The organism is Bacillus proteolyticus (assembly GCF_001884065.1).
Taxonomy (GTDB): domain Bacteria; phylum Bacillota; class Bacilli; order Bacillales; family Bacillaceae_G; genus Bacillus_A; species Bacillus_A proteolyticus.
Genome location: NZ_MACH01000156.1, coordinates 15,785 through 37,921, shown reverse-complemented (window position 1 = coordinate 37,921; position 22,137 = coordinate 15,785). Strand labels below are relative to the sequence as shown.

Here is a 22,137-nt window from a genome sequence, read left to right as displayed (position 1 = left end):
TTAATTACTTTGCTGATTGCTCCAGTAATAGTAGTAATTGATTGTTTATCATATTTTTCATGAGAGAAGACATAATGGAAGGATCTACTTCGCATTTACTTTCAATCCAATCTTTTATCGTTCCAACGAAGCCGTGACTATAAAAGGAAGCAATCGTATTTTTCGTTTCAATAGAAAGAGTGAATTTACAGCTCACGGATAGTTCATCAATAATTTTCATATATAAGTTTTTCGTATGCTCAAATAAATAGTGATTAAACGAGTTTTGTTCAATGACTTTAAAAGCATTTCGATAAAATTTTTGATTTTCATAAAAATAATCAAATAATAAATCAAAAATGTTTTCCCATGTTTCATAGTCGAGAAAGTCGATAATGTTTTCTTTCGTTTCTTCTCTATAAATCCAGCTTAATAGTTCAAATTTATCTTTAAAATGATAGTAAAAAGTTTGCCTACGCATTTGACAGTGTAACATAATATCGCTCACTGATATTTTATGAAAGGACTCTGTTTCCATTAAATACTTCAATGAGTTCGCGATTATCTTTTTAGAAATTATAGAAGAGGTCATCTGAATCATCCCTAGAATGTTAGTAATATAAAAATCCTATTCAAAAATGAGAGCGGTGTCTTTAGACAGATTGTCCATTTTGTCCGTTTACTATAAAACGCTTTCATTTTAACATGAGTAGTAAGAAGAAGATTTCAAATATATCACAATATATTAAAGGAATTGAGGGAGAATCACAATGAAAAAGATTATAAACAAACCAGAAACATTAGTAATGGAAATGTGCAACGGAATGGTGATGGCTCATCCAGAGCTTGAGCTTTTGAAAAAATATAAAGTAATTAAAAAGAAAGAAATGAACGAAAACAAAGTAACGTTAATTAGTGGCGGCGGTAGTGGTCATGAGCCAGCACATGCAGGTCTAGTCGGAAAAGGAATGTTAGATGCGGCAGTATGCGGAGATGTGTTTGCTTCTCCTTCGCAAATTCAGGTATATCAAGCAATTAAAGAAACAGCTAGTAAAAAAGGTACGTTATTAATTATTAAAAATTACAGCGGCGATATTATGAATTTCAAAAACGGTGCGCATTTAGCGACTGAAGATGGAATTGAAGTCGACTACGTAAAAGTAGACGATGATATTGCGGTAGAAGATAGTCTTTATACAGTAGGACGCCGCGGCGTTGCAGGGGTCATTTTAGTTCATAAAATTGCCGGTGCAGCAGCGGAAGAAGGTATGGATTTAGGAGCGGTGAAAGCTGTAGCAGAAAAAGCATCAGCTAACGTGCGCACAATCGGTTTAGCGTTAACTTCTTGTACAGTTCCAGCAAGTGGATCACCTACTTTTACACTTGCGGAAGACGAAATGGAATACGGCGTAGGTATTCACGGCGAACCAGGAATTAAGCGTGAAAAAACGATGTCAGCTGATGAATTAGCTAACCGTATGACAAATGATTTAATAAAAGATTTAGGAGTAAAAGATGGCGAGGAAATCGCGCTTCTAGTAAATGGTTTTGGCGGTACACCACTGCAAGAACTTTACTTATTTAACAATGCAGTTACGAGAGAATTAGCTGCTAGAAACATTAAAATTAATAGAGTATTCGTCGGTAACTATATGACGAGTATTGATATGGCTGGTATGTCTTTAACAGTAATGAAGTTAGATGATGAGCTAAAAACATTACTATCGAAAGAATGTAATACACCTGCATTTAAAGTAGATGGACCAGTTGAGAGTGTAGAGTACGTGAATGTACTTGAAGATGTAGAAGAGAAGGAAGTTTCCTTCGAAATAGAAACAGCGGAAGAGCACGCTGTGATTAAAGATAATGTCATTACATTAAACAACATGATTTATCTCGTTGATAAAATGAGCGACATTATTATTAAAAATGAAGTACCATTCTGTGAGTTAGATACGCATGCTGGTGACGGCGACTTCGGAATGAGTGTTGCAAAAGGATTTAAGCAATTAAAACGTGAGTGGCATTCTATTGTAGAACAAGAAAATGTAACGATCGGATCATTCCTTGACGGTTGTTCAATGATTATTATGGAACATTGCGGCGGCGCATCTGGTCCAATTTGGGGCGGTGCATTCCGCGCAGCTAGTAAAGCAGCAGGCGAAAAACGTGAGCTAACAGCCAAAGAGTTCGCTGAAATGTTACAAGCAGCACTTAACGGCATACAATCTATCGGTGAAAGATCGTTCGGTAGAGGAGCGGTAGTTGGTGACAAAACGCTTGTTGACGCACTTGCTCCATGTGTAGACTCTTGGTTAGACAGTGCTTCAAACGGAGTAGACGTGAAAACTGCCTTTGAAAAAGGAGCAGAAGCAGCGGTTAAAGGAGCTGAGTATACGAAAGAAATCGTAGCTCGCATGGGCCGCGCTGGTACAGTTGGCGAAAGAAGCTTAGGCTATCCAGATGCAGGTGCACATGCGCTTGGAGTTATCTTTACGGAGATTGCGGGTAGTTTGAAATAGGAATTAGAAAGTCCCTCTGCCTTAAGGTAGAGGGACTTTTATATTGTATTTTAGACTTAGTTTTTTTGTGATTGCAGCTTATCAATTTTCCAGTTTGTTTCTAGAGATTCTAAAGAGCTTTCAATATAAAACATATATTCATCTGCGATACCTGGTACTTTAAAAGCTATTTTCAATTCTACCGTTTCATTTGGTTTAACTTGTATATCAGAAGGGTTTTGGTCAAGGACCTTTCCTTCATAGACCTTTCCGTCTTTCTCATCTTTTAAGTTATATTTTAATTCTGATAGTCCAATCATTTGACCTCGTACATTTTTTACAGAGACATTAACAACGACGGAATCGTTGCTAGCATTTAAATGTGCACTTTGAACGGTGGTCAAGTAATAGCCTCCTTTAACACTCTCACCAACTAATAAAATACCTTGTTCCAAGCGGCTCATATCTTCTTTTTCTTCAAAATTTATTAATTCTTCATTTTCATTTTTTGCGGTTGGTTCTTCTATTGGACCATTTTCAACGACACTATCTTTTTTATCTTGTGTGCAAGCAGCTGTAATACTGACTAATACTAGAATTAAAGTAAGTAATATGGATAATTTCCTCATAAAATGTATATGCCTCCTTAAGTTTCTCAATTTTGTGCAGCTATACATATTATAAAGCGATTCTATTAAGATTAACATAATATCTCATTATTGGCTCAAAATAGGGGTTCTTTTAGACACCTTATTCTTTTTACTTTTAATATACATTCGATTGGTCCCTTCCATATTTTTTACGGTACTTGTTAATCTTTTGAATCATTGGCTTAGTAATACCGAGGGTAATTATGGATATATTAATCACATAATCTGTCCCTATCAAAATGAACGTTTTTTGCATTTAATATATTGTAAGTATATTTTATTTTGAAAGGATGTGATTATATGGCTCATAAATCTACTGGAGTGTTTCGAGTTCCAGTTTCTGAAAATGGGATTATTCCAACTGCTCTCAACATTATGTTAAACAATGATTCACGCTGCCATACTAGTAATGTAACGGTAACCGTTAAGAGAAGTCGAAACACTTTTTTTCAAGAATCTATTGGATTAATAGTTTTAATGTTAGTTGTTAATGAGTATAGAAAAATTTATCATGCAATGAAAAATGAGAAATCAATAATTATAAAAAATTTATAGAAACACAAAAGCAAAGGTGGAAAACCAAGCTGATATACAAAGCATTACATCAAAAATCCAAGTTGGAAAATCTAATAACTTTGTAATTCCAACGAGAAGAAAAAGTGGCCAAAAAATAATGTTGGTTCGTAATATAAAACTTACCACCGGCTTTTTCAGTCTTTTATCTTCAGTCATATATAATCCCAACTTAAGCTGAATTTTTGACATACAATAATGTACCTATTCAGCGCATTAGCACAATACACAGAAGCTTCTTTCAAAATATTACTTAGTCAATTAATAAAATAAACTTTTAACAGCTTATTTACATAAAATTCGTTCTCGGAAGTTGATCTTGTAGCGCTCTTTCTCGTAATTCACTATGTTTTCCAAAGAAAATAGTGAAAGGCAAGGGGATGAATACATTTACAAAATGACAAAACTGTAAGAATACACGAATGTTTGTAAGAAAGTTCGATGTTTTCCTTTTTCTTTTTTTATTATAGTGAAAAAGAAGAACGAAATATTCTCTTATGTAGGAAAGGAAGATAATAATGATTGATTTATTAAATAAATGGATGTTAGAAAGTACAGGTAATTTCAATATCGTTGTAGGACTTACAGCACTTCTATTTTTGGGTTCAGTAATTGCACTTATTATTATTTACAAAAAAATTGGTAAACCAGATGAAAGAACAAATCCTATTTATTTTAAAATTATTTCTTGTATGTTTACTACTCAAATTCTAATGAATTGCATATTTATTTCTTTAGTTGGTAAAGATATCGAGAATTTCCGTCAAATCTTTATATTATTTGAAGCCTTTGTATTCTTCGTTGGAGCTATTTATTCGTTTAAATTATATAGACAAGAATTTAAATAATTTACTTGCAAGAAACAATAAAAAACAGTAGTGATTTTATACACTACTGTTTTTTATTATTCATTTTCAAATGTAAACTTTTCATTTTTAGTTAACTGTATATTCTATACATGCTCAGTTAACATAACGCATCATTATCGGTAGCAAGAAAAAGGCGAATCCCTACTTTCAAAAGGAATTCGCCTTTTTCTTTTTCTATAACTCTATTCATCTTTTTATAAATTCCTATCCTGGCGTGGTTTTAAGGTTCTTGTTTGTTACTGAATGAGTCGAAAAACTGTATGAAATCTTGCATACTCTTAGCGTGGTTATTTTCCAAAATGCTGGCGGTATCCCATTTATAGGTTATGAGGAATGGTTTTTTTGTACTATTATCTATTCTTAAATATATTTTATTCTTTGAATTTATCAGGTTTTTCAACTCTAAATGATTTCACCTCACCGCACTCTAAACAGAATGTGGTTAATAGTTTGGAGTTTCTCCCACCTGAAAAGAACCTACTCGGTGCATCCTCATAAACATACGCATGATAAGCACTTCCAACTCGTCCCTCTTTAAAGTTAGTAGAACCACAATTCTCGCATCTTTTATTTTTCATGTTATTTATCCCTCTTTTGGTTCGTATTTATTTTGATGTGTTTTTACAATAGAAGCAAGGCAAATTGGTTATAAATGATGTTTTCGACATGATACAACATACCCCTTTATATATCCGCAAGTAAAACAACATAATACTCCTATAATTCTCTATAACAATATGGTTTTTTATATATCATTTAATGTGTATCGGAAAAATAAGTATTAAATGATTGGTTTTTATTATTCTGATGATTATAATAAATAAAAATCAAACAATTCTTATGTTGAGAAGTGGAGGGACGGGCCCTATGAAACTTCGGCAACCTCGTTTTAGACGAAAGGTGCCAAATCCTGCAGGTGAAGAAACACCTGAAAGATAAGAGCGGTTCACTTAGTCAAGAAGGCTACTCTTATTTCGATAAGAGTAGCTTTTTTTATGGCTAAAAGGTAAAGGGGGAATATGTAGTGGAGTATGGTTTTTGGTTACCGATTTTTGGGGGATGGCTTCGAAATGTAGATGATGAATCTATGCCGCCTACGTTTGAGTATGCAAAACAAACAGCGCAAGCGGCAGAACAATTAGGTTTTTCAACAACTCTTATTGCAGAATTAAACTTAAATGATATAAAAGGTGTTTCAGCACCAAGTTTAGAAGCATGGACAACTGCGGCAGCACTTGCTGCAGTAACGGATCGATTAGAGATTATGACAGCTGTAAGACCTGGCTTCCATAATCCAGCAGTTACAGCGAAAATGGCAGCGAATATCGATCAATTAAGTAATGGTCGTTTTACATTGAATGTAGTTTCAGCATGGTGGGAAGAAGAAGCGTTTTCTTATAAAGGGAACTTTTATGAGTTTCATAATACACATTTAAGTCCAAAACCTGTGCAGAAACAAGGAATTAAGATCTATGCAGGTGGTGAGAGTGAGTGAGGAAAAGAGGTAATTGTAAACCACGCGGATGCATATGTGATGCATGGAGGAACAGTGGAAGAGGTGTCTGTGAAAATAGAAGATATGAAGAATCGTAGAAAGAAAGTAACAGAGGAGCCATTGCAGTCATTCGGACTCGCGGCTTACGTCGTTTGTCGTGATACAGAAGAAGAGGCATTAGAAGAATGGAGACGCATAACGGACGTGAAAGATGATGCTTTAGGTTATGCGGGTTATCAAGACTTTATTAGTAAATCACATCTGGAACAGCAAGTGAAGCTAAATGATTATTCTGTATCTAATCGTGGTTTACGTCCTAATCTAATCGGAACACCAGAACAAATTGCAGAAAGGATACTTGCTTTTGAAAAAGTAGGTGTTACGTTATTACTTTTACAATTTTCTCCACAGCTTGAAGAGATGAAACGATTTTCTGAAAAAGTGATGCCATTAGTTGAGTTGAAAAGAAAGGAATTGATTACAAATGAGTAAAATTTACATATTACATGAGAATAAGGAATGGACGGATCATTTGGTGAAAAGGTTGGAAGAACTGGAGTTACCGTATGAGGAATGGTTTTTAGATGAAGGAACACTTTCGTTAGAAAAAGAACCTCCCCAAGGTGTTTTTTATAGCCGTATGAGTGCTTCTTCACATACGAGAGGGCATCGATATGCACCTGAGTTGACTGAAGGAGTCCTTGCTTGGTTAGAGGGATACGGGCGAACAGTATTTAATGGATCTCGTGCATTACGTCTTGAAGTAAGTAAATTGAATCAATATGCAGCATTAAGAAATTTTGGCATACAAGTGCCGAAAACGATTGGTGCTGTTGGCCGTGATAATATAGTAAAAGCAGCAAAGGACTTAGGGGAAGTACCGTTCATTACAAAGCATAACCGTGCAGGTAAAGGCCTTGGTGTTCAACTTTTTCATTCTATTGATGCTTTAGAACAATATTTGGATGTTCCGACGTTTGAAGAACCTATTGATGGAATTACTTTAATACAGCAGTATATTGAAGCGCCAGAACCATATATTACACGTTGTGAGTTTGTAGGTGGTCAGTTTGTATATGCAGTTAAAGTAGATACATCAGAAGGATTTGAGCTTTGTCCAGCAGATGCGTGCTCTATTCATGATGCTTTTTGCCCAGTAGGAGAAGAGAATAAGAAAGAGTCGTCAACAAAATTTGAAATTATATCGGACTTCCAAGAGCCAATCATTGAACACTACAAAGAATTTTTGAAAGAAAATGAAATTACCGTTGCTGGTATTGAATTTATTCGCAGTTCGGATGGAACAATTTATACGTATGATATTAATACAAACACAAACTATAATTCTGACGCAGAGTCTGTAGCTAATCAATTTGGTATGTTTGAGCTTGCTAAATTCCTTGGAATAGAATTAGAAAAACAAGTAGAGTCAGTTAAATAATGTTGATTAAAAAATAAGGTTCTGGTGCAAACCTTTGCTAAATTAATAGTATCAGTATGTCCAAGTTTAAGAGAGTACTTACAAGGCTTTTAGAGTTTTTGCACCAGCAAGAAAAGTATCAGTTTATATTAAAAAACAGCCCAAGTTCGAATAAGAAATTTGGGCTGTTTGTATGTTGTATTTTCTTTCCTAGCACTACTCCATCGAATCAAGATAAAAGAACGAGTGATTCCATTGTATGGTTATGTGCAAAACATAAACTAGTAGAAGTTTTGTATTTTTTTATCCTACGTATCCCACCCTGCACGAAAAAAATATTTCTCAACATTTTATTTGTTGAAAAAGATTGAATATTCTCTATAAAGAGAATATTATGTTTCTATCGGCAAAAAAAACGATAATTCGCAGACACTGGGGAGGAAATGCATTGAAAAAGAATAAGAAGTTAAAACCGTTATCAGTTTTAGCAACAGCGGCAGTACTAAGTAGTAGTTTTGCTTTTGGAAGTCATGCAGCTTATGCTGAGACACCGACAACATCATCTCTACCAATAGATGAGCATTTAATACCGGAGGAGCGTTTGGCAGAAGCGTTAAAACAACGAGGCGTAATTGATCAATCTGCATCACAAGCTGAGACGTCAAAGGCTGTCGAAAAATATGTTGAGAAAAAGAAAGGGGAAAACCCTGGGAAAGAAGTCTTGACAGGAGATAGTCTTACGCAAGAAGCTTCTGATTTTATGAAAAAAGTAAAAGATTCAAAAATGAAGGAAAATGAACAGGCGCAGCAGCCAGCAGTAGGGCCAGTAGCTGGACAAGGTGCAGCATTGAATTCTAGTAAATTAAATGGAAAAGTCCCTACTGCACCAGCGAAGCAAGAAGAGTACAATGGTGCTGTTCGAAAAGATAAAGTACTTGTTTTACTCGTAGAATTTAGCGATTTTAAGCATAACAATATTGATCAAGAGCCAGGATACATGTATTCTAAGGACTTTAATCGTGAACATTATCAAAAAATGTTATTTGGTGATGAACCATTTACTCTATTTGATGGATCGAAGATTAATACATTTAAACAATATTATGAAGAACAATCTGGTGGTAGCTACACAGTTGATGGTACTGTAACGGAATGGCTTACTGTTCCAGGAAAAGCTTCAGATTATGGTGCGGATGCGGGAACTGGACATGATAACAAAGGTCCTTTAGGGCCACGTGATCTTGTGAAAGAAGCATTAAAAGCAGCGGTAGCAAAAGGAATCAATTTAGCAGACTATGATCAATTTGATCAATACGATCAAAATGGTGATGGAAATAAAAACGAGCCAGATGGTATTATTGATCATTTAATGGTTGTACATGCGGGCGTTGGTCAAGAAGCTGGCGGCGGTAAGTTGAAAGATGATGCGATTTGGTCTCATCGTTCAAAACTTGGATCAAAACCATATGCGATTGATGGCACAAAATCTTCTGTTTCGAATTGGGGCGGAAAGATGGCTGCATACGATTATACAATCGAGCCTGAAGATGGAGCGGTTGGTGTGTTTGCGCATGAGTATGGTCATGATTTAGGCTTACCAGATGAGTATGATACGAAGTACTCAGGACAAGGTGAACCTGTTGAGTCATGGTCTATTATGAGCGGCGGCAGCTGGGCTGGAAAAATTGCAGGAACAGAGCCAACAAGTTTCTCACCACAAAATAAAGAGTTTTTCCAAAAGAATATGAAGGGCAACTGGGCGAATATCGTTGAGGTAGATTACGATAAACTTCGCACGGGAGTCGGTGTTGCAACATATTTAGATCAAAGTGTTACAAAATCAAAACGACCAGGAATCGTTCGTGTTAACTTGCCAGACAAAGATATTAAAAATATCGAATCGGCATTTGGTAAGAAGTTTTACTACAGCACAAAAGGAAATGACATTCATACAACACTTGAGACACCAGTATTTGACTTAACAAATGCAACGAATGCTAAGTTCGATTATAAGGCATTCTACGAACTTGAAGCGAAGTATGATTTCCTTGACGTATATGCGATTGCAGAAGATGGAACGAAGACACGCATTGATAGAATGGGAGAAAAAGATGTAAAAGGCGGCGCGGATACGACTGATGGTAAGTGGGTTGATAAATCATACGATTTAAGCCAATTCAAAGGGAAAAAAGTAAAACTGCAATTTGAGTATTTAACAGATATTGCAGTAGCTTATAAAGGATTTGCGTTAGATAATGCTGCATTAACTGTAGATGGAAAAGTTGTTTTCTCAGATGATGCAGAAGGCCAGCCAGCAATGACATTAAAAGGATTTACTGTATCTAACGGATTTGAACAGAAAAAAAATAACTACTATGTAGAGTGGAGAAATTACGCTGGTTCTGACACGGCATTACAACATGCGCGTGGTCCAGTGTTTAATACAGGAATGGTTGTATGGTATGCGGATCAAAGCTTTACAGATAACTGGGTAGGTGTTCATCCAGGTGAAGGATTCTTAGGAGTAGTAGATTCTCATCCAGAGGCAATCGTAGGTACATTAAATGGACAACCGACTGTGAAGAGCAGTACGCGTTATCAAATTGCTGATGCGGCATTCTCATTTGATCAAACGCCAGCATGGAGAGTAGATTCGCCAACTCGCGGTATCTTTGACTATAAAGGATTACCAGGCGTTGCAAAATTTGATGACTCTAAGCAGTACATCAACAGTGCAATTCCAGATGCAGGACGTAAGTTGCCGAAACTAGGATTGAAGTTTGAAGTAGTAGGTCAAGCTGAAGACAAGTCTGCAGGTGCAGTTTGGATTCATCGATAGAATAAGGTGAAACTAAGAGGAGCTGTCTTATAAGTCGGTGAAACCGAATTATGGACAGCTCTCTTTTTATTGTGGAAACGGGGCAGTTTAGTTTAGGAACCAGTTTGTTGGAAAGAAAGATATAAAATTCATTTTCAATAAAAACGAAAAAGTTATGTTGCAAAAAGGAATGGGCCTATTAATTATATGAAGAAAGGCATGTATTGTGTTATTAGACAAAAATACTTGATACACGAATGTTACCGTCACTCGCTTTCCTCATTATTATAAGCTAATAGTGGTTCGTACATCATTATAGCGTGATTCTCCGTTACATATTGGTCTTCTATAAACTGTTTCTGTTGATTATATACTCTACGTTGAATAACATTATGTCGTATATAACCACCCCAGTATGCAGATTGGATTGAGTGTTCTTTTTCATAAACTTCATATTGATAAAGCTGCGGATAGGCAACTCTCCATTCACCGACTAAATGTTTATCTGTAATATAAAGGTGAAGTTGATACGATTGGTCCGTTTCATTTTTGATTTGTAAATCTAAATAGTTATAAGAACAAGTTGCTCCGCTTCCAAATGGTTGAGTACGCTTGGAATCAGGAAAGACATCAAAACTATGACGATATCGCTCTGTTACTGTCAATGGTGTATGTAAGGTCATCCAATATATTAAATTTGAAAGCTGACAAAGTCCTCCTCCAATACCTGCTTGAAAAGATCCATAGTGCAGTATCATACCTTCTACATACCCTTTTCTCCTGGTAGGCTTACCTATTAAACGCCAGTAAGAGAATGTTTCTCCCGGTCTAATGACGATACCATTTAGTTGTTTAATAGCAATCTTCAAATTAACAACTTTATTTTGTTGATACCACATATCTACATCTTTGAGCTTACGAAGTAGTATCGTTCGGTGCTGAATCGCTGTATAGGGTAACTTTTCTTGTTGAAACGTTTTTGCATATGTTTTTCCGTCTACTAACCACTGAATGTACCTCTTTGTAGAGTAATACCATGTCCCTAGTAGAATGCGATACTTAGACCGCTGTTTAGGACGTAAGTTCACTAAATTCATTTTATTTCCTCTCTCCATCAATAAGTTGTACTTTTTTAGCTGCATAATAATTAACATAGATAGATAAAAGACGCAAAAGAACAGGATAATTAATCTAATGGGGACTTTATTTTTTCCATTTTCAAATTGCTTATAGTGATGTGAAAATCCGCTTCAATACGATAAATTCAAATAACACATTATAAATATAAAGGACAATCTTAAAAAAAAAATAATGAAAATTAAAGAAATTCTAAAGTATTAATATGTTTTTACTAAATATTGATTGATAATAAGTTGTTTTTTGAGACTTTACTAGGTTCTGTTGCAATGCTTCTTAGTAAATAAAAAGTTAAGTTAATTACAATGAAAGATTATGCAACTCTTAGTAATTGCTGTAATTCATTGTACGTCGAAAAACCGCAGTCTAGTCCCTGACTGCGGTTTCGTTTATATAGAGATGGAATCAAAATTCTATACTTTCGGAATTTTTCACACAAGCAAACCATTGACCTATTATCTCGTTATGATGCTCAATAATTTGAGACGCCGATAATAATGTAGAGTTATATGTACTATGTCCATTCTTTACAAGAGTAACGTCATATCCTAAGCTGTATGCACGCCGGCATGTTGCATCTATGCAAATTTCAGATTGAATTCCTGCTATAACAACTCGTTTTATATTTCTCATTTCTAGCTCTTGTTGAAGACTCGTTTTATGAAAAGAATCCGGATGATTCTTTTCAAGAACGACATCTCCTGTTGCTGGAGCAATTGATTTATGAATTTCCCATCCAGGTGTCCCTTGTCTAAGCGAAGAACCAGACTTCCCGTTAAACTTCATATAAAAAATAGGGGCTGAAGCAGAACGGGCTTTAGAAATCAATAATTGAATAACTCTTAATAATTCCATTCCATTATATAGGACTTTTCTCTCTTCGAATGAACCTACCTGTACATCAATAATAAGGAATGCTGTACAGCTTTTCATCATAAATACCCTCCTAATACTTGGTTCAAAAATACAAAAGTGAAATATATGCAAACTACAATGCTATGCACATTTAATGTATCCAAAAGTTCCAAAGAATATTGCATGGAGGTATGAAGTGGATGCAAATAATTACAATTAGTAAAAACTGTTTTAAATAAAGGACATGAAATTGGCAATCATACAATGAATTATGTTAAAAGGTATGTTCTCAGGATTCTATTGCGATTTTAATGGGGATAGCATTGTTTTTATAGGCTACATTTTAGCGGAATAAAAGCTCAAAAAGCGATATGTATATTAACAATGTTACATTAGTATTTTTCTTTTTATTTATCCCGCTATTTGCGGGCAGTAAGACTCCCACCTTAAAATGCGGCTGTAGCAAAGAAGTTAGGTGGGAGATCAACTGCCCGTAAACGCCCGATTGGTGCGGGCTGATAATCAGTGGGGGATGAACAAAACCCCCACTGATTAAAGTTTCACTTTATATACTCGCAAGTAAACTAGCATAATATTAATACGAAAGAATATAGTAATATGAGTTTTTGCATATTTTAAAATTTAATATATCCTCCGAAAAGTTTTAATTGTATAATGTGTTTTGTCATATTCTTTTAGATTTTTCGACAAAAAATAACAAAAATAGAAGACGTATTGGGAGAATGCATTATGTACATAAAACTATTAAAATCAATTACATCATTATCGCTTATTGGTGGTGCTTTATTATATACAAATGGCAGTGATGTGAAAGCTGCTGAAGCGGGCGTTTTTTCTGATGTACCAGCATCGCACTGGTCCTATCCTGCGATTAAAGATTTAGCGGGTAAAAATATTATTTCAGGTTATGGAAATGGAAAATTTGGTTTTGGTGATGTTGCGACGAGGGAACAAGTTGCAGCTTTAATTTATCGTGTGTTAGTACCGAATAAGCAAGGTGGTACGTTTAGTAATGATGGTGCCCGTTATGTATTAAAAGATGGGTCTACTTTAAATAATCCGTATCGTGATATTAGCTCAGGTTCTACAATGTTTCCAGAAGAGGTTTTAACGTTAACGAAATTGGGGATTTTTAAAGGTGATGGAAATGGCGGTTTTAGACCGAAAGATTCTGTTAGCCGCGCAGAAATGGCGCAAATTATTAAAAATGCGTTCCAAGTTTCAGCTAAACAAAAACATACATTTAATGATGTTCCAAATGGATTTTGGGCAGAAAACGCGATTAGTGCGGTGCAGTCAAACGGGATTGCATCTGGTACAGGAGACGGGAAATTTGAACCAGCTAAAACGGTAACGCGTGAACAGTATGCACAGTTTTTATATAATGCATTGAAATATAAAAAGCCTGAAGTTGCGGTGCAAGATACAGAAGATACGGCATTATTAACAGCATTTAAAGATGAAGTGCAAAAGCGTATTAATGCGTACGAAACGAATATTACACTTCCATATAAAACGAAAAATAGTAATCAGGAAGAAGTAATGAAGACACTTTTTAACGCCTATAAAGAAGTTGCAAGTAAAAATGAGTATACAAATTATAATAGATCGAATGTTTCATATGGAATTTCTGGATCACCTGGAAATTACACATTTACGTTAAAGATTACATATCGTGAAACGAAAGAACAAACGGAATATGTAATGAAGCAAGCGAAGGCAATCGTTTCTTCTATTACTCAAGTTGGAATGGATGATCACGAAAAAGTGAAGGCGATTCATGATTATGTAGTAAAGCATGTTTCTTACGATACGTCTTATAAGGCTTACACAGCATATGAGGCACTCGCGAATCGTTCTGCCGTTTGCCAAGGTTACACACTATTAACCTATCAATTATTAAAAGAAGCTGGAATTGAGAATCATTTTGTAGTAGGAACTGGAGACGGTCAGCCTCATGCTTGGAATTTAGTGAAAATCGATAGTAAGTGGTACCATCTTGATACAACATTTGATGATCCAGTGCCAGATGTACAAGGCCGCGTAACGTATTCATATTTCAACTTATCAGATGAGCAAATTGCGAAGAATCACGTGTGGAACCGAGGGGATTATCCGCAAGCTACTACAAATTATTATGATACACTGACGAGTAAAATTGTAGGGGGAAACTCTAAATCAGCTGTGTACCAACAAATGTTGAAAGATACAAAGTTAAGTTATTTAGGGAATGAATACATCGCAAATAGCTATAATGAATTAAAAAGTAAAATGCAGCAGCGCTATAGTGCAAAGCCAGAGAAGATTGAGGTTCTTTATAAGCAATCAATGGACGGTTCACTGCAAGATGTGAAAAAGGCGATTGGAGAAATCGGTTATCCACAAGGATCAAACCGTGTTTCGTATAAAGCAGAGCCGTATAATGCAAAAGAAGGGTATTCTTTGGTGACGATTACGTTTATGTATTAAAAAACCTAGATCCTATGGGGTCTAGGTTTTTTTTTATACCTTAATTTGACATATACAGTCTGACTGTATAAAATGAAACTATACAGTTAAACTATATAGTTTAGCTATATATTTATCGTTACATTGGAGGTCTTTATGAATAGAGATAAAAATTTACCATTAACGGAAACAACGTATTACGTTCTTTTAGCTTTATTAGAGCCAGCTCATGGATATTTAATTATGCAAAAGGTGGAGGAACTTAGTAATCATCAAGTGAAAATCGCGGCGGGTACATTATATGGTGCGGTTGAAAATTTATTAAAGCAACAATTAATAGAGTCGATAAAAAGTGAAGATAAACGAAGAAAAGTGTATGTCATTACTGAACGCGGGAAAGAAGTATTGCATTTAGACTTTATGAGAATGCAGCATATTATTGGGGTTACAAAAAGCTTATTAAATGTATAGTTAGGGGAAGCGATGATGTGGAGATTGAAATTCTTTTTAGACTTTGAGAAAGAGGGAAAATGGTTAGAAGAGATGGCTTGGAAAGGCTATCAATTAAAAAGTAATACATTCGGTTATAAATTTAGAATCGCAGAACCGGAAGATGCGACAATTAAAATAGATCATAGAATATTTAATAGAAGAAAAGACTTTATTAATTACTGTACATTATTTGAAGATAGTGGCTGGAAGCATATAGCCGGTAATTGGTGGTCAGGCACGCAATATTTTAAAAAGGTAGATGAGGAAAGTGAAGATGACATTTTTTCAGATCAAATGTCACGAGCAGGGAAGTACAAGCGTCTATCTAAGACATTTCTAGAATTGGCGATATGTTATTTGCCGCTGTTAATCCTATTTACCTTTAATAATACAATTGATCTAGGAGCGATTTTAAATCCGAAAGGCCTATACTATACACCAGGATTATGGGATATGCACGGTGCAGCATTTTTAGGATCATTCTTATTTGAAACACCATTTGCATTAATGAGGGGCATTTCATGGTTGTTTATCCCAGCTGCGATTGGTATGTTTTTCTTTTTCTCATATAAAGCAAATCGATTGTATGAAGAGAGAAAATACTAGGAGGACCCCCTTAAAGCTGATGCTTTGAGGGGGATTTTTTGAATTTGTAAATGCTATACTTGGTTGTAATTAATATTAATTCCTTTTGTTGGTGTTTGAATGTGATATCATTTTGATAATAATATTCCTTAGGAGGGTGATTAACATTAATATACTTTTAGGTGTCATCACCGCTATTGTCCTCTTGTTAATCGCCGCATGGACTACAAAAAGACCTACTACAGACGACCGGCATAAATAAACTATTGTATTTCTCAATGAACAAAACAACTTAACATGGTAAAATAATATTTGGATGGGAGTCCAATATATATTATTAAAATTAAGATGGTTCAAGTCGGAGAAAGGCACCTTAGGGTGTCTTTTCTTTTTTCTAAATGAGAGTTTTGGCTTAAAGAAGATAAATTTTCAATGGATTATTGCCATGAATATATTGATAAAGTTCATCAATATATTTGTAGAAAGGAGGAATTCCAATGAAGAGAGATGATAATAAGATTGGTCACTTTACATCTGAAAAAGGAAAGGAAGACTTTCAAATTGCCTACGATGAATCAATGGCACTTCTTCCAAAGCCTAACGATACGAAAGATATAAAAACTAAATACGGCACAATTCGTGCTTATTACTTTACTAAAGAGGAAAACAAACATAAGGAGCCAATACTCTTACTCCCTGGGCGTGGTGCATCTACTCCAATGTGGGTACCCAATTTAGAAGGGCTAAGGGAGAAAAGGCCTGTTTACACGATAGATTTACTCGGTGAACCTGGAATGAGTGTGCAAACGAAGGTGATTGAAAACCAAAAACAACAAGCAGAATGGTTAAATGAAGTAATTGAAGGATTAGGTTTAGAAAAAGTGCATATCGTGGGTGTCTCAATTGGTGGTTGGACAACAATGAATTTGGCCAGATATAATCCAGAGCATATTGCTACGGCTAGTTTATTGGACCCAGTCTTTGTATTTACGCAAATGTCCATAAAGATGATTCTAGCATCTATTCCAGCTTCCGTCCCTATTGTACCTAAGTTTATAAGAGAAAAGATGTTGAGTTATGTTTCTGGAGGAGCAGAAACAAATGATGATGAGCCTATCGCTAAGTTAATCGAGTCGGGTATGCGTAACTATAAACTTAAAACGCCAGCACCTGATCTATTTAGTAAAGAAGACTTAAAAAATATCAATATTCCAATACTTGCATTAATGGCTGAAAAAAGTATAATGCACAATTCAGTAAAAGCAGTTGAAACTGGGAAAAAATACGTTAAAGATATCGATATAGTTAACTGGAAAAATGCATCTCACGCAATCAATGGTGAGTTCTCTAACGAAGTTAATGCTAGGATTCTTGATTTTGTAGAAAAATATTCTAATGAGAACTAAGTTGAAAGTGGAAAATATGTTGTAATAACAACTTTATCTCTATATAGCTATTTAGGGGGATTTAGCTCGTTTTTCTATCGGTTATTGGAGTCTGTGTAGTAATGGAATATAAACGAAAATCCCCTTCAAATCCTTTGGAGGGGATTTTCTAAAATACTGGAGCTGCCCTTTATAAAAGTAATTATGAAAAATAATAAATATATCTAATGTATTATTAGATTTTCCTTATATTATAGTATTGAGAATTTTATAAGGAGGTGAAAAAAGAATGGACGAGCATGTACAACCTCAACTTTCGCCACCATGGATCACATATTTTAACGAACTCAGAAATTCAATCGGAGCTGATCCGACTGTAACAGTAGGTCCGCTAATACCGACTGGTGGGAATTTTATTATTTTAGTACAAACTACGGATATTGAAAAAGCATTTGCATTAGCTACACTTCTTAAACCTACAGTGCAATTTGGCAATGTAACTGTAACTATTGTTGTTAGTGTTATTGGGGATGGAATTGTAAATCCAATTCCTTGTCCTTTAGACGCTTTTGAAATTGCACACCTTTTTCAAGTAGCTTTAGAAAACAACTTGTATTTTGAGCAAGTTGTTGTACAGCCACAGTTCCCAGGTGGATCTAATGTTGTTTTTCCAGTTTTTGCAGCAAAGGTGATTCAGTTTTTTAATGATGATATTTCCAATCTATGTCAAACATTCACAGAAGTCGCTGCAAAAGTTTTTCGTGATGTAATGAATGATACTATTTGTGGTATACCAATTTTATTTTCGACAAGTTGTATTACAAGTACTGAAATTAGTGAAGAAACGGTTCAAAATACAGATACAGACCCAAAATTGTTTTATTAATTTATAAAGACATTTTCAATTTAAGAAAATGTCTTTGTTGTTTTTTGAAGCTCGCCCCCTGGAGAACCAGTAAATATAGTAATTGATGTATTTCGACGTATAAAATCACCTATCTTCCAAGCGATAGATGGCTTCCCTGGTCCGGGTGTAGTAACTCCTCTTTGAACCATCTCAAGTTTGATAATAGGGGGTCTCGCCACATATCTATCAAGCTGAAAGGGATCTTTTTTTAGCTTTTAAAAAAATCCTTCATCATTTTAACGTCTTTAATATTCACCGTCACACCTTCTACTTTATCTTTCTCCTCATCTTTAGCGATCGTAATTTGTTCCTTATTATCAACCCACACAAGAAACTCTTCTTTTGAGCCATCTTTATGTGTAACGGTTATTGTAGAATGTACAGATGCTTTCTTTTTTTGATCTAGTGTGATTGTTTTCGGTGTTCCGTTTTGGACTGCTGAAGCGATTGATTGTATGATTTCCTCGTTATCTGTTTGAGATTTGGAACTAGTATTACTTGTTGTTTTAAGCATCTCAATGTTTGTAATGTCTGCAGAGTTTAATGGAATGGCATTTTTCGTATTTTCTTGCTTAGTTTTTGGAGTATTATTTGTAGTAGAAGTGCTTGTACAACCTATTAAAGTTAAAGATAGAACACTTAGAGCACATATGTAAGTGATTTTTTTCATTTTATCTCCTCCTCCAATTTAATTATAACAATATTCTGTTAATTTAGGTAGTTATTGTAAGGGGAAGGTAAAATAATATGTTATTCTTACAAAATTGTCACATTCATGTAAGGTAATTCAATAGATTAGATACTTTTTCCATGTCATAATAAAGACATAAGAAAGCCAATCAAAAAACTATAAGTTATTAGGAGAGTGTCAGTCATGATTGTAACAACAACGTCTGGAATCCAAGGTAAAGAAATTATTGAGTATATTGATATTGTAAATGGTGAAGCTATTATGGGTGCAAATATTGTTCGTGATTTATTTGCTTCAGTTCGTGATGTTGTCGGTGGTCGTGCTGGTTCTTATGAAAGCAAGCTAAAAGAAGCTCGTGATATCGCGATGGATGAAATGAAAGAACTTGCAAGACAAAAAGGTGCGAATGCTATCGTTGGTATTGACGTAGATTACGAAGTTGTTCGTGATGGAATGTTAATGGTTGCTGTAAGTGGTACAGCTGTACGTATATAAGTAAATGAAAAACAGGCTCACCCCTTGAAGTTTATGCTTTGAGGGGATTTTTTTATTTTTCTTTCGTTCATGACTAAAGTTAAAATAGAGAAGGGCTGATGTACTAACTCGCTTATTTCAAATGTAGTATATATTCTTTTCAAAGAGAAAAGTAAGAAATATAGCAATCTTTATATATGTTTAATGAAAGTGTTAATTTTATAATAAAATTGTTATTTGAGGTAATGAGAGAATTAATGGTATGAATAACTTTAGAGGCGGTTAAGGGGAATTTCCAATTTGTAATAAAAAACGGAGGTACCGAAAACCTTTAAGAGAGTTTATAGAAATAAACGATTGAGCACTTAAAGAGTTATAGTACATAAAATTTATAATGCATTGGGGGTAGTTACATTATGTTTTGGTTAGGGTGCTTTTTAGGATACGTTTTAGGTTCCGTTATTACATGTGCTCTACTTTACTTTGGGTATAGATCCAATGAAAACAAAAAAGCGGATATGCAAAAGAGGGAGGAGAGAAAAATCAATAAAAAAGGTGTATAGGATGCGGAAGGTAAGGTGATAACATTGATGCAAAAATAAAGGACAGTTACATATTTTATATGATTACTATGTACTGTCCCGCTTATTCCTTTGGATTATGAAAAATCGTTTCCTGTCTTGCTATAAATTTCATAAGCAAAAAATCCAAATAAATAGCCTATTCCAGCTCCTAAACCAACTGTAAACAGTGAATGATCCGGGAAAAATATATCGACAATTATACCGATTAAACACCCCAAAAGCATTCCCATTGGTATTAAACTATCTAATAAAACTTGAGCGTTTTTTGATTTTTTCTTACCTAAGTTACCGTTGTTATATTTATGTTTAAGCCTTCCAATCACATATACTACAATTCCTCCAACTATTACAACAGGTGCAAGTGCTGTAATTAACCACATGCTAGAATCTCCTTTCACCTTTTAATAGAATTATACCAGATAATTACAATTATATGCCGCTAAACGTACGGTCTAGTCTATTTAAAAGGTCAATCAAAAGGACTTCTTCAATTGTATTTAATAACTCGTCAAAAACACTTTTCCCTTTGTTTTTTCAGCAGACTGCACAACATCAACAGCATTTTTCACATCCGCTAAGTCATACGTAGAATGCACCGTCATAAAGCGTAATTGTTTATTTTCTACTAGGCGGATTAAGTGACGAAATGTCTCCTGCCATTTGTATGGTGACACGTCTTTATTCCAATGTCGTAAATGAAATATGTTAGCGTGGACTTTTGCTTTCGTAACAATCTCTGCCCAGTTTACTTGTATTCCAGATAGAAGACCGATAGTTAAAAAGTGTCCATTTGGACGTACACAAAATGCTAATTCATTTCCATCTGGTCCTCCAATAGAATCAATCGCAGCATCTGCACCGATTCCGTTTGTTAATTCCATAACGGTTTCATGTAGCGGGGTAGTGGAAGTATCTATCACATGATGGGCACCAAGTTGAAGCAATTCCTCTGTATGTTTACTATTTCTTGTCACTGCAATGAGTCGGAAATTTAAAATTTGCGATAACTGAGCAAAAAGATGACCAATAGCGGATCCACAAGCATTCACTAATAAAACATCATTACTTTGTAAGTTTAACGTTTCTGTACATGTAACCCACGCTGTAAGGGGATTAATATACATTTGTGCCGCTGTGAAATCATCAATGGAATCAGGTATAGGGACTACAAAGTCAGCTGATGTTGTAACAAATTCTTGCCAAGTACCTTCCCCTCGTAAAGGTAAAACACGTTTACCGATAAGGCCTTTAGAAACGAAAGAGCCAACATCTTCTACAATGCCAACACCTTCATAACCAGGTATGTTAGGTAAAGGGATCCTATGGGCGTACGCTCCGGTTACTGGAATTAAGTCAGATGGATTAATCGGTCTAACTAGCATACGAACGAAAACTTCATTATCTTTTAATGGTTCTATATTTTTATATTCAACTTGTAATACATCTTTTGGGTTACCGAACTCATGAAATTGAATGTATTTTCTGTGCAAGATAAACGTTCCCCCTTAGTTTGATTGGGTTAATTATAGCATTTTTAGCTTAATTGATTATTTCAGTAGCACTAAATAAAGAAGAGCAGACAGTCGCCGTTTATTCATTTAATAAAATCGTAGAAAATGGTATTGCTGTATATAAAAAAATTAATGAAAAATAGGCTCGCTTTATGCTTTGAGGGGACTTTTATTGTACAAATGTTAAAAAGATATATTAATTATGTAGCATTGTATGGAGTGTTAAATTGATTTCCTAAATAAGTTATTAGGTACATATTAATATAATAAAAAGACGCCCTTGTGAGCGTCTTTTTCCAACTTGAGATAGATGTATCATTATTGTTCTGCTAGGGTATATAATTCTTGTTTGAAGTTTTCTCACACAAATGATCTGTGTATCAATTTGTTTTTGATATACAGATCATTTGTATGATAATTCTTATAGATAATTGCTGAATCATAATCTTACATAAATGCTTTTAAAAGTTCTTGAACCAATGGAATTACTCCACCTACAAATTTTAAAACTGCCATTGCGATTTCCATATGATTGCCTCCTTTTTTAAATAGTAAGTTGTAATAAATATTTATATCACCATTATAGTAAGCGTTTACATGAACATCAATGCATTTCGATATGCAATATTTCATATTTGTATTTGGTAATGAGGATGTAGAGGAATCAGTAATTCACCCCGCTATTTGTGGGAGTCGGGCTGTATGTAAAAGCCTTCATTTTATCAAAATGTAAGTTGCATCT

Annotated in this window: 20 protein-coding genes, 3 pseudogenes and 1 riboswitch; of the genes and pseudogenes, 12 read left to right on the top strand and 11 right to left on the bottom strand. The window is 34.8% G+C overall.

The features are described from left to right. Window positions 1-4 precede the first annotated feature (4 nt). On the bottom strand, window positions 5-571 hold the full coding sequence (gene dhaS / locus BAQ49_RS27720) for a dihydroxyacetone kinase transcriptional activator DhaS (protein ID WP_071747911.1): 567 nt from the start codon (window positions 569-571) through the stop codon (window positions 5-7). 178 nt (window positions 572-749) lie between these two features. On the opposite strand from dhaS, the gene dhaK reads away from it, so the two are divergent. Beyond that, window positions 750-2,501, top strand: a complete 1,752-nt coding sequence (gene dhaK / locus BAQ49_RS27715; protein ID WP_071747910.1) for a dihydroxyacetone kinase subunit DhaK — start codon at window positions 750-752, stop codon at window positions 2,499-2,501. Window positions 2,502-2,557: 56 nt separating this feature from the next. Here dhaK and BAQ49_RS27710 read toward each other — a convergent pair whose 3' ends face one another. Beyond that, on the bottom strand, window positions 2,558-3,109 hold the full coding sequence (locus tag BAQ49_RS27710) for a hypothetical protein (RefSeq protein WP_071747909.1): 552 nt from the start codon (window positions 3,107-3,109) through the stop codon (window positions 2,558-2,560). 321 nt (window positions 3,110-3,430) lie between these two features. On the opposite strand from BAQ49_RS27710, the gene BAQ49_RS32575 reads away from it, so the two are divergent. Then, the gene (locus BAQ49_RS32575) at window positions 3,431-3,685 is read left to right on the top strand and encodes a hypothetical protein (RefSeq protein WP_071747908.1); all 255 of its coding nucleotides are present in this window, start codon (window positions 3,431-3,433) and stop codon (window positions 3,683-3,685) included. Here the strand turns inward: BAQ49_RS32575 and BAQ49_RS27700 are convergent. Continuing rightward, window positions 3,683-3,862 (bottom strand): annotated as a pseudogene (locus BAQ49_RS27700) (CPBP family intramembrane glutamate endopeptidase); the annotation flags it as partial. The gene BAQ49_RS32575 and the pseudogene BAQ49_RS27700 overlap by 3 nt on opposite strands. 359 nt (window positions 3,863-4,221) lie before the next feature. Here BAQ49_RS27700 and BAQ49_RS27690 point away from each other — a divergent pair. After that, window positions 4,222-4,551 (top strand): hypothetical protein, encoded by a 330-nt coding sequence (locus BAQ49_RS27690; protein WP_000566283.1) that lies wholly within the window; start codon window positions 4,222-4,224, stop codon window positions 4,549-4,551. A 392-nt stretch (window positions 4,552-4,943) separates the two neighbouring features. On the opposite strand, the gene BAQ49_RS27685 is transcribed toward BAQ49_RS27690, so the two are convergent. Beyond that, window positions 4,944-5,150, bottom strand: coding sequence for a hypothetical protein (locus BAQ49_RS27685; protein ID WP_071747906.1), 207 nt, complete (start codon window positions 5,148-5,150; stop codon window positions 4,944-4,946). 257 nt (window positions 5,151-5,407) lie between these two features. After that, a riboswitch (SAM riboswitch) is annotated at window positions 5,408-5,514 on the top strand. An 82-nt stretch (window positions 5,515-5,596) separates the two neighbouring features. Between BAQ49_RS27685 and BAQ49_RS27680 the strand changes: the two are divergent. From BAQ49_RS27680 to BAQ49_RS27670, 3 genes and pseudogenes are all read left to right on the top strand, one after another. After that, window positions 5,597-6,559 (top strand): annotated as a pseudogene (locus tag BAQ49_RS27680) (LLM class flavin-dependent oxidoreductase). Continuing rightward, the gene (locus tag BAQ49_RS27675) at window positions 6,552-7,508 is read left to right on the top strand and encodes an ATP-grasp domain-containing protein (protein ID WP_071747905.1); all 957 of its coding nucleotides are present in this window, start codon (window positions 6,552-6,554) and stop codon (window positions 7,506-7,508) included. The pseudogene BAQ49_RS27680 and the gene BAQ49_RS27675 overlap by 8 nt, the downstream one beginning before the upstream one ends. Before the next feature lie 427 nt (window positions 7,509-7,935). After that, a complete protein-coding gene (locus BAQ49_RS27670) occupies window positions 7,936-10,326 on the top strand; it encodes an immune inhibitor A domain-containing protein (protein ID WP_084667593.1) in 2,391 nt (796 codons plus the stop codon). A 245-nt stretch (window positions 10,327-10,571) separates the two neighbouring features. Here the strand turns inward: BAQ49_RS27670 and BAQ49_RS27665 are convergent, their stop codons facing one another. The 3 genes and pseudogenes from BAQ49_RS27665 to BAQ49_RS27660 form a co-directional block, all read right to left on the bottom strand. Further along, window positions 10,572-11,402, bottom strand: coding sequence for a VanW family protein (locus BAQ49_RS27665; RefSeq protein ID WP_071747903.1), 831 nt, complete (start codon window positions 11,400-11,402; stop codon window positions 10,572-10,574). A gap of 353 nt (window positions 11,403-11,755) precedes the next feature. After that, a pseudogene (locus BAQ49_RS34370) lies at window positions 11,756-11,848 on the bottom strand (IS6 family transposase); the annotation flags it as partial. After that, window positions 11,848-12,378 (bottom strand): cysteine hydrolase family protein, encoded by a 531-nt coding sequence (locus BAQ49_RS27660; protein WP_071747902.1) that lies wholly within the window; start codon window positions 12,376-12,378, stop codon window positions 11,848-11,850. The pseudogene BAQ49_RS34370 and the gene BAQ49_RS27660, both read right to left, overlap by 1 nt. Window positions 12,379-13,047: 669 nt before the next feature. Here BAQ49_RS27660 and BAQ49_RS27655 point away from each other — a divergent pair. The 5 genes from BAQ49_RS27655 to BAQ49_RS27635 all read left to right on the top strand — a co-directional run bounded on the left by BAQ49_RS27655 (window position 13,048) and on the right by BAQ49_RS27635 (window position 18,114). Continuing rightward, window positions 13,048-14,787, top strand: coding sequence for an S-layer homology domain-containing protein (locus tag BAQ49_RS27655; protein WP_071747901.1), 1,740 nt, complete (start codon window positions 13,048-13,050; stop codon window positions 14,785-14,787). Between the two features lie 135 nt (window positions 14,788-14,922). Beyond that, window positions 14,923-15,237 (top strand): PadR family transcriptional regulator, encoded by a 315-nt coding sequence (locus tag BAQ49_RS27650; RefSeq protein ID WP_071747900.1) that lies wholly within the window; start codon window positions 14,923-14,925, stop codon window positions 15,235-15,237. Window positions 15,238-15,252: 15 nt separating this feature from the next. Further along, complete coding sequence (locus BAQ49_RS27645) at window positions 15,253-15,864, top strand: DUF2812 domain-containing protein (RefSeq protein WP_071747899.1); 612 nt, start codon at window positions 15,253-15,255, stop codon at window positions 15,862-15,864. Between the two features lie 476 nt (window positions 15,865-16,340). Then, window positions 16,341-17,249 (top strand): alpha/beta fold hydrolase, encoded by a 909-nt coding sequence (locus BAQ49_RS27640; protein ID WP_071747898.1) that lies wholly within the window; start codon window positions 16,341-16,343, stop codon window positions 17,247-17,249. 268 nt (window positions 17,250-17,517) lie between these two features. After that, window positions 17,518-18,114, top strand: a complete 597-nt coding sequence (locus BAQ49_RS27635; RefSeq protein WP_071747897.1) for a hypothetical protein — start codon at window positions 17,518-17,520, stop codon at window positions 18,112-18,114. A gap of 229 nt (window positions 18,115-18,343) precedes the next feature. On the opposite strand, the gene BAQ49_RS27630 is transcribed toward BAQ49_RS27635, so the two are convergent. Then, window positions 18,344-18,805: a hypothetical protein gene (locus tag BAQ49_RS27630; RefSeq protein ID WP_071747896.1), complete on the bottom strand. Its 462-nt coding sequence runs from the start codon at window positions 18,803-18,805 to the stop codon at window positions 18,344-18,346. 204 nt (window positions 18,806-19,009) lie between these two features. On the opposite strand from BAQ49_RS27630, the gene BAQ49_RS27625 reads away from it, so the two are divergent. Continuing rightward, complete coding sequence (locus BAQ49_RS27625; protein WP_071747895.1) at window positions 19,010-19,321, top strand: YbjQ family protein; 312 nt, start codon at window positions 19,010-19,012, stop codon at window positions 19,319-19,321. Window positions 19,322-19,958: 637 nt separating this feature from the next. On the opposite strand, the gene BAQ49_RS27620 is transcribed toward BAQ49_RS27625, so the two are convergent. The 3 genes from BAQ49_RS27620 to BAQ49_RS32560 form a co-directional block, all read right to left on the bottom strand. Next, entirely contained in the window at window positions 19,959-20,264 is a 306-nt protein-coding gene (locus BAQ49_RS27620; RefSeq protein ID WP_071747894.1) for a hypothetical protein, read from the bottom strand. 117 nt (window positions 20,265-20,381) lie between these two features. Beyond that, complete coding sequence (locus BAQ49_RS27615) at window positions 20,382-21,374, bottom strand: zinc-dependent alcohol dehydrogenase family protein (RefSeq protein ID WP_071747893.1); 993 nt, start codon at window positions 21,372-21,374, stop codon at window positions 20,382-20,384. A gap of 468 nt (window positions 21,375-21,842) precedes the next feature. Then, window positions 21,843-22,028 (bottom strand): hypothetical protein, encoded by a 186-nt coding sequence (locus tag BAQ49_RS32560; RefSeq protein WP_097829892.1) that lies wholly within the window; start codon window positions 22,026-22,028, stop codon window positions 21,843-21,845. Window positions 22,029-22,137: the final 109 nt, after the last annotated feature.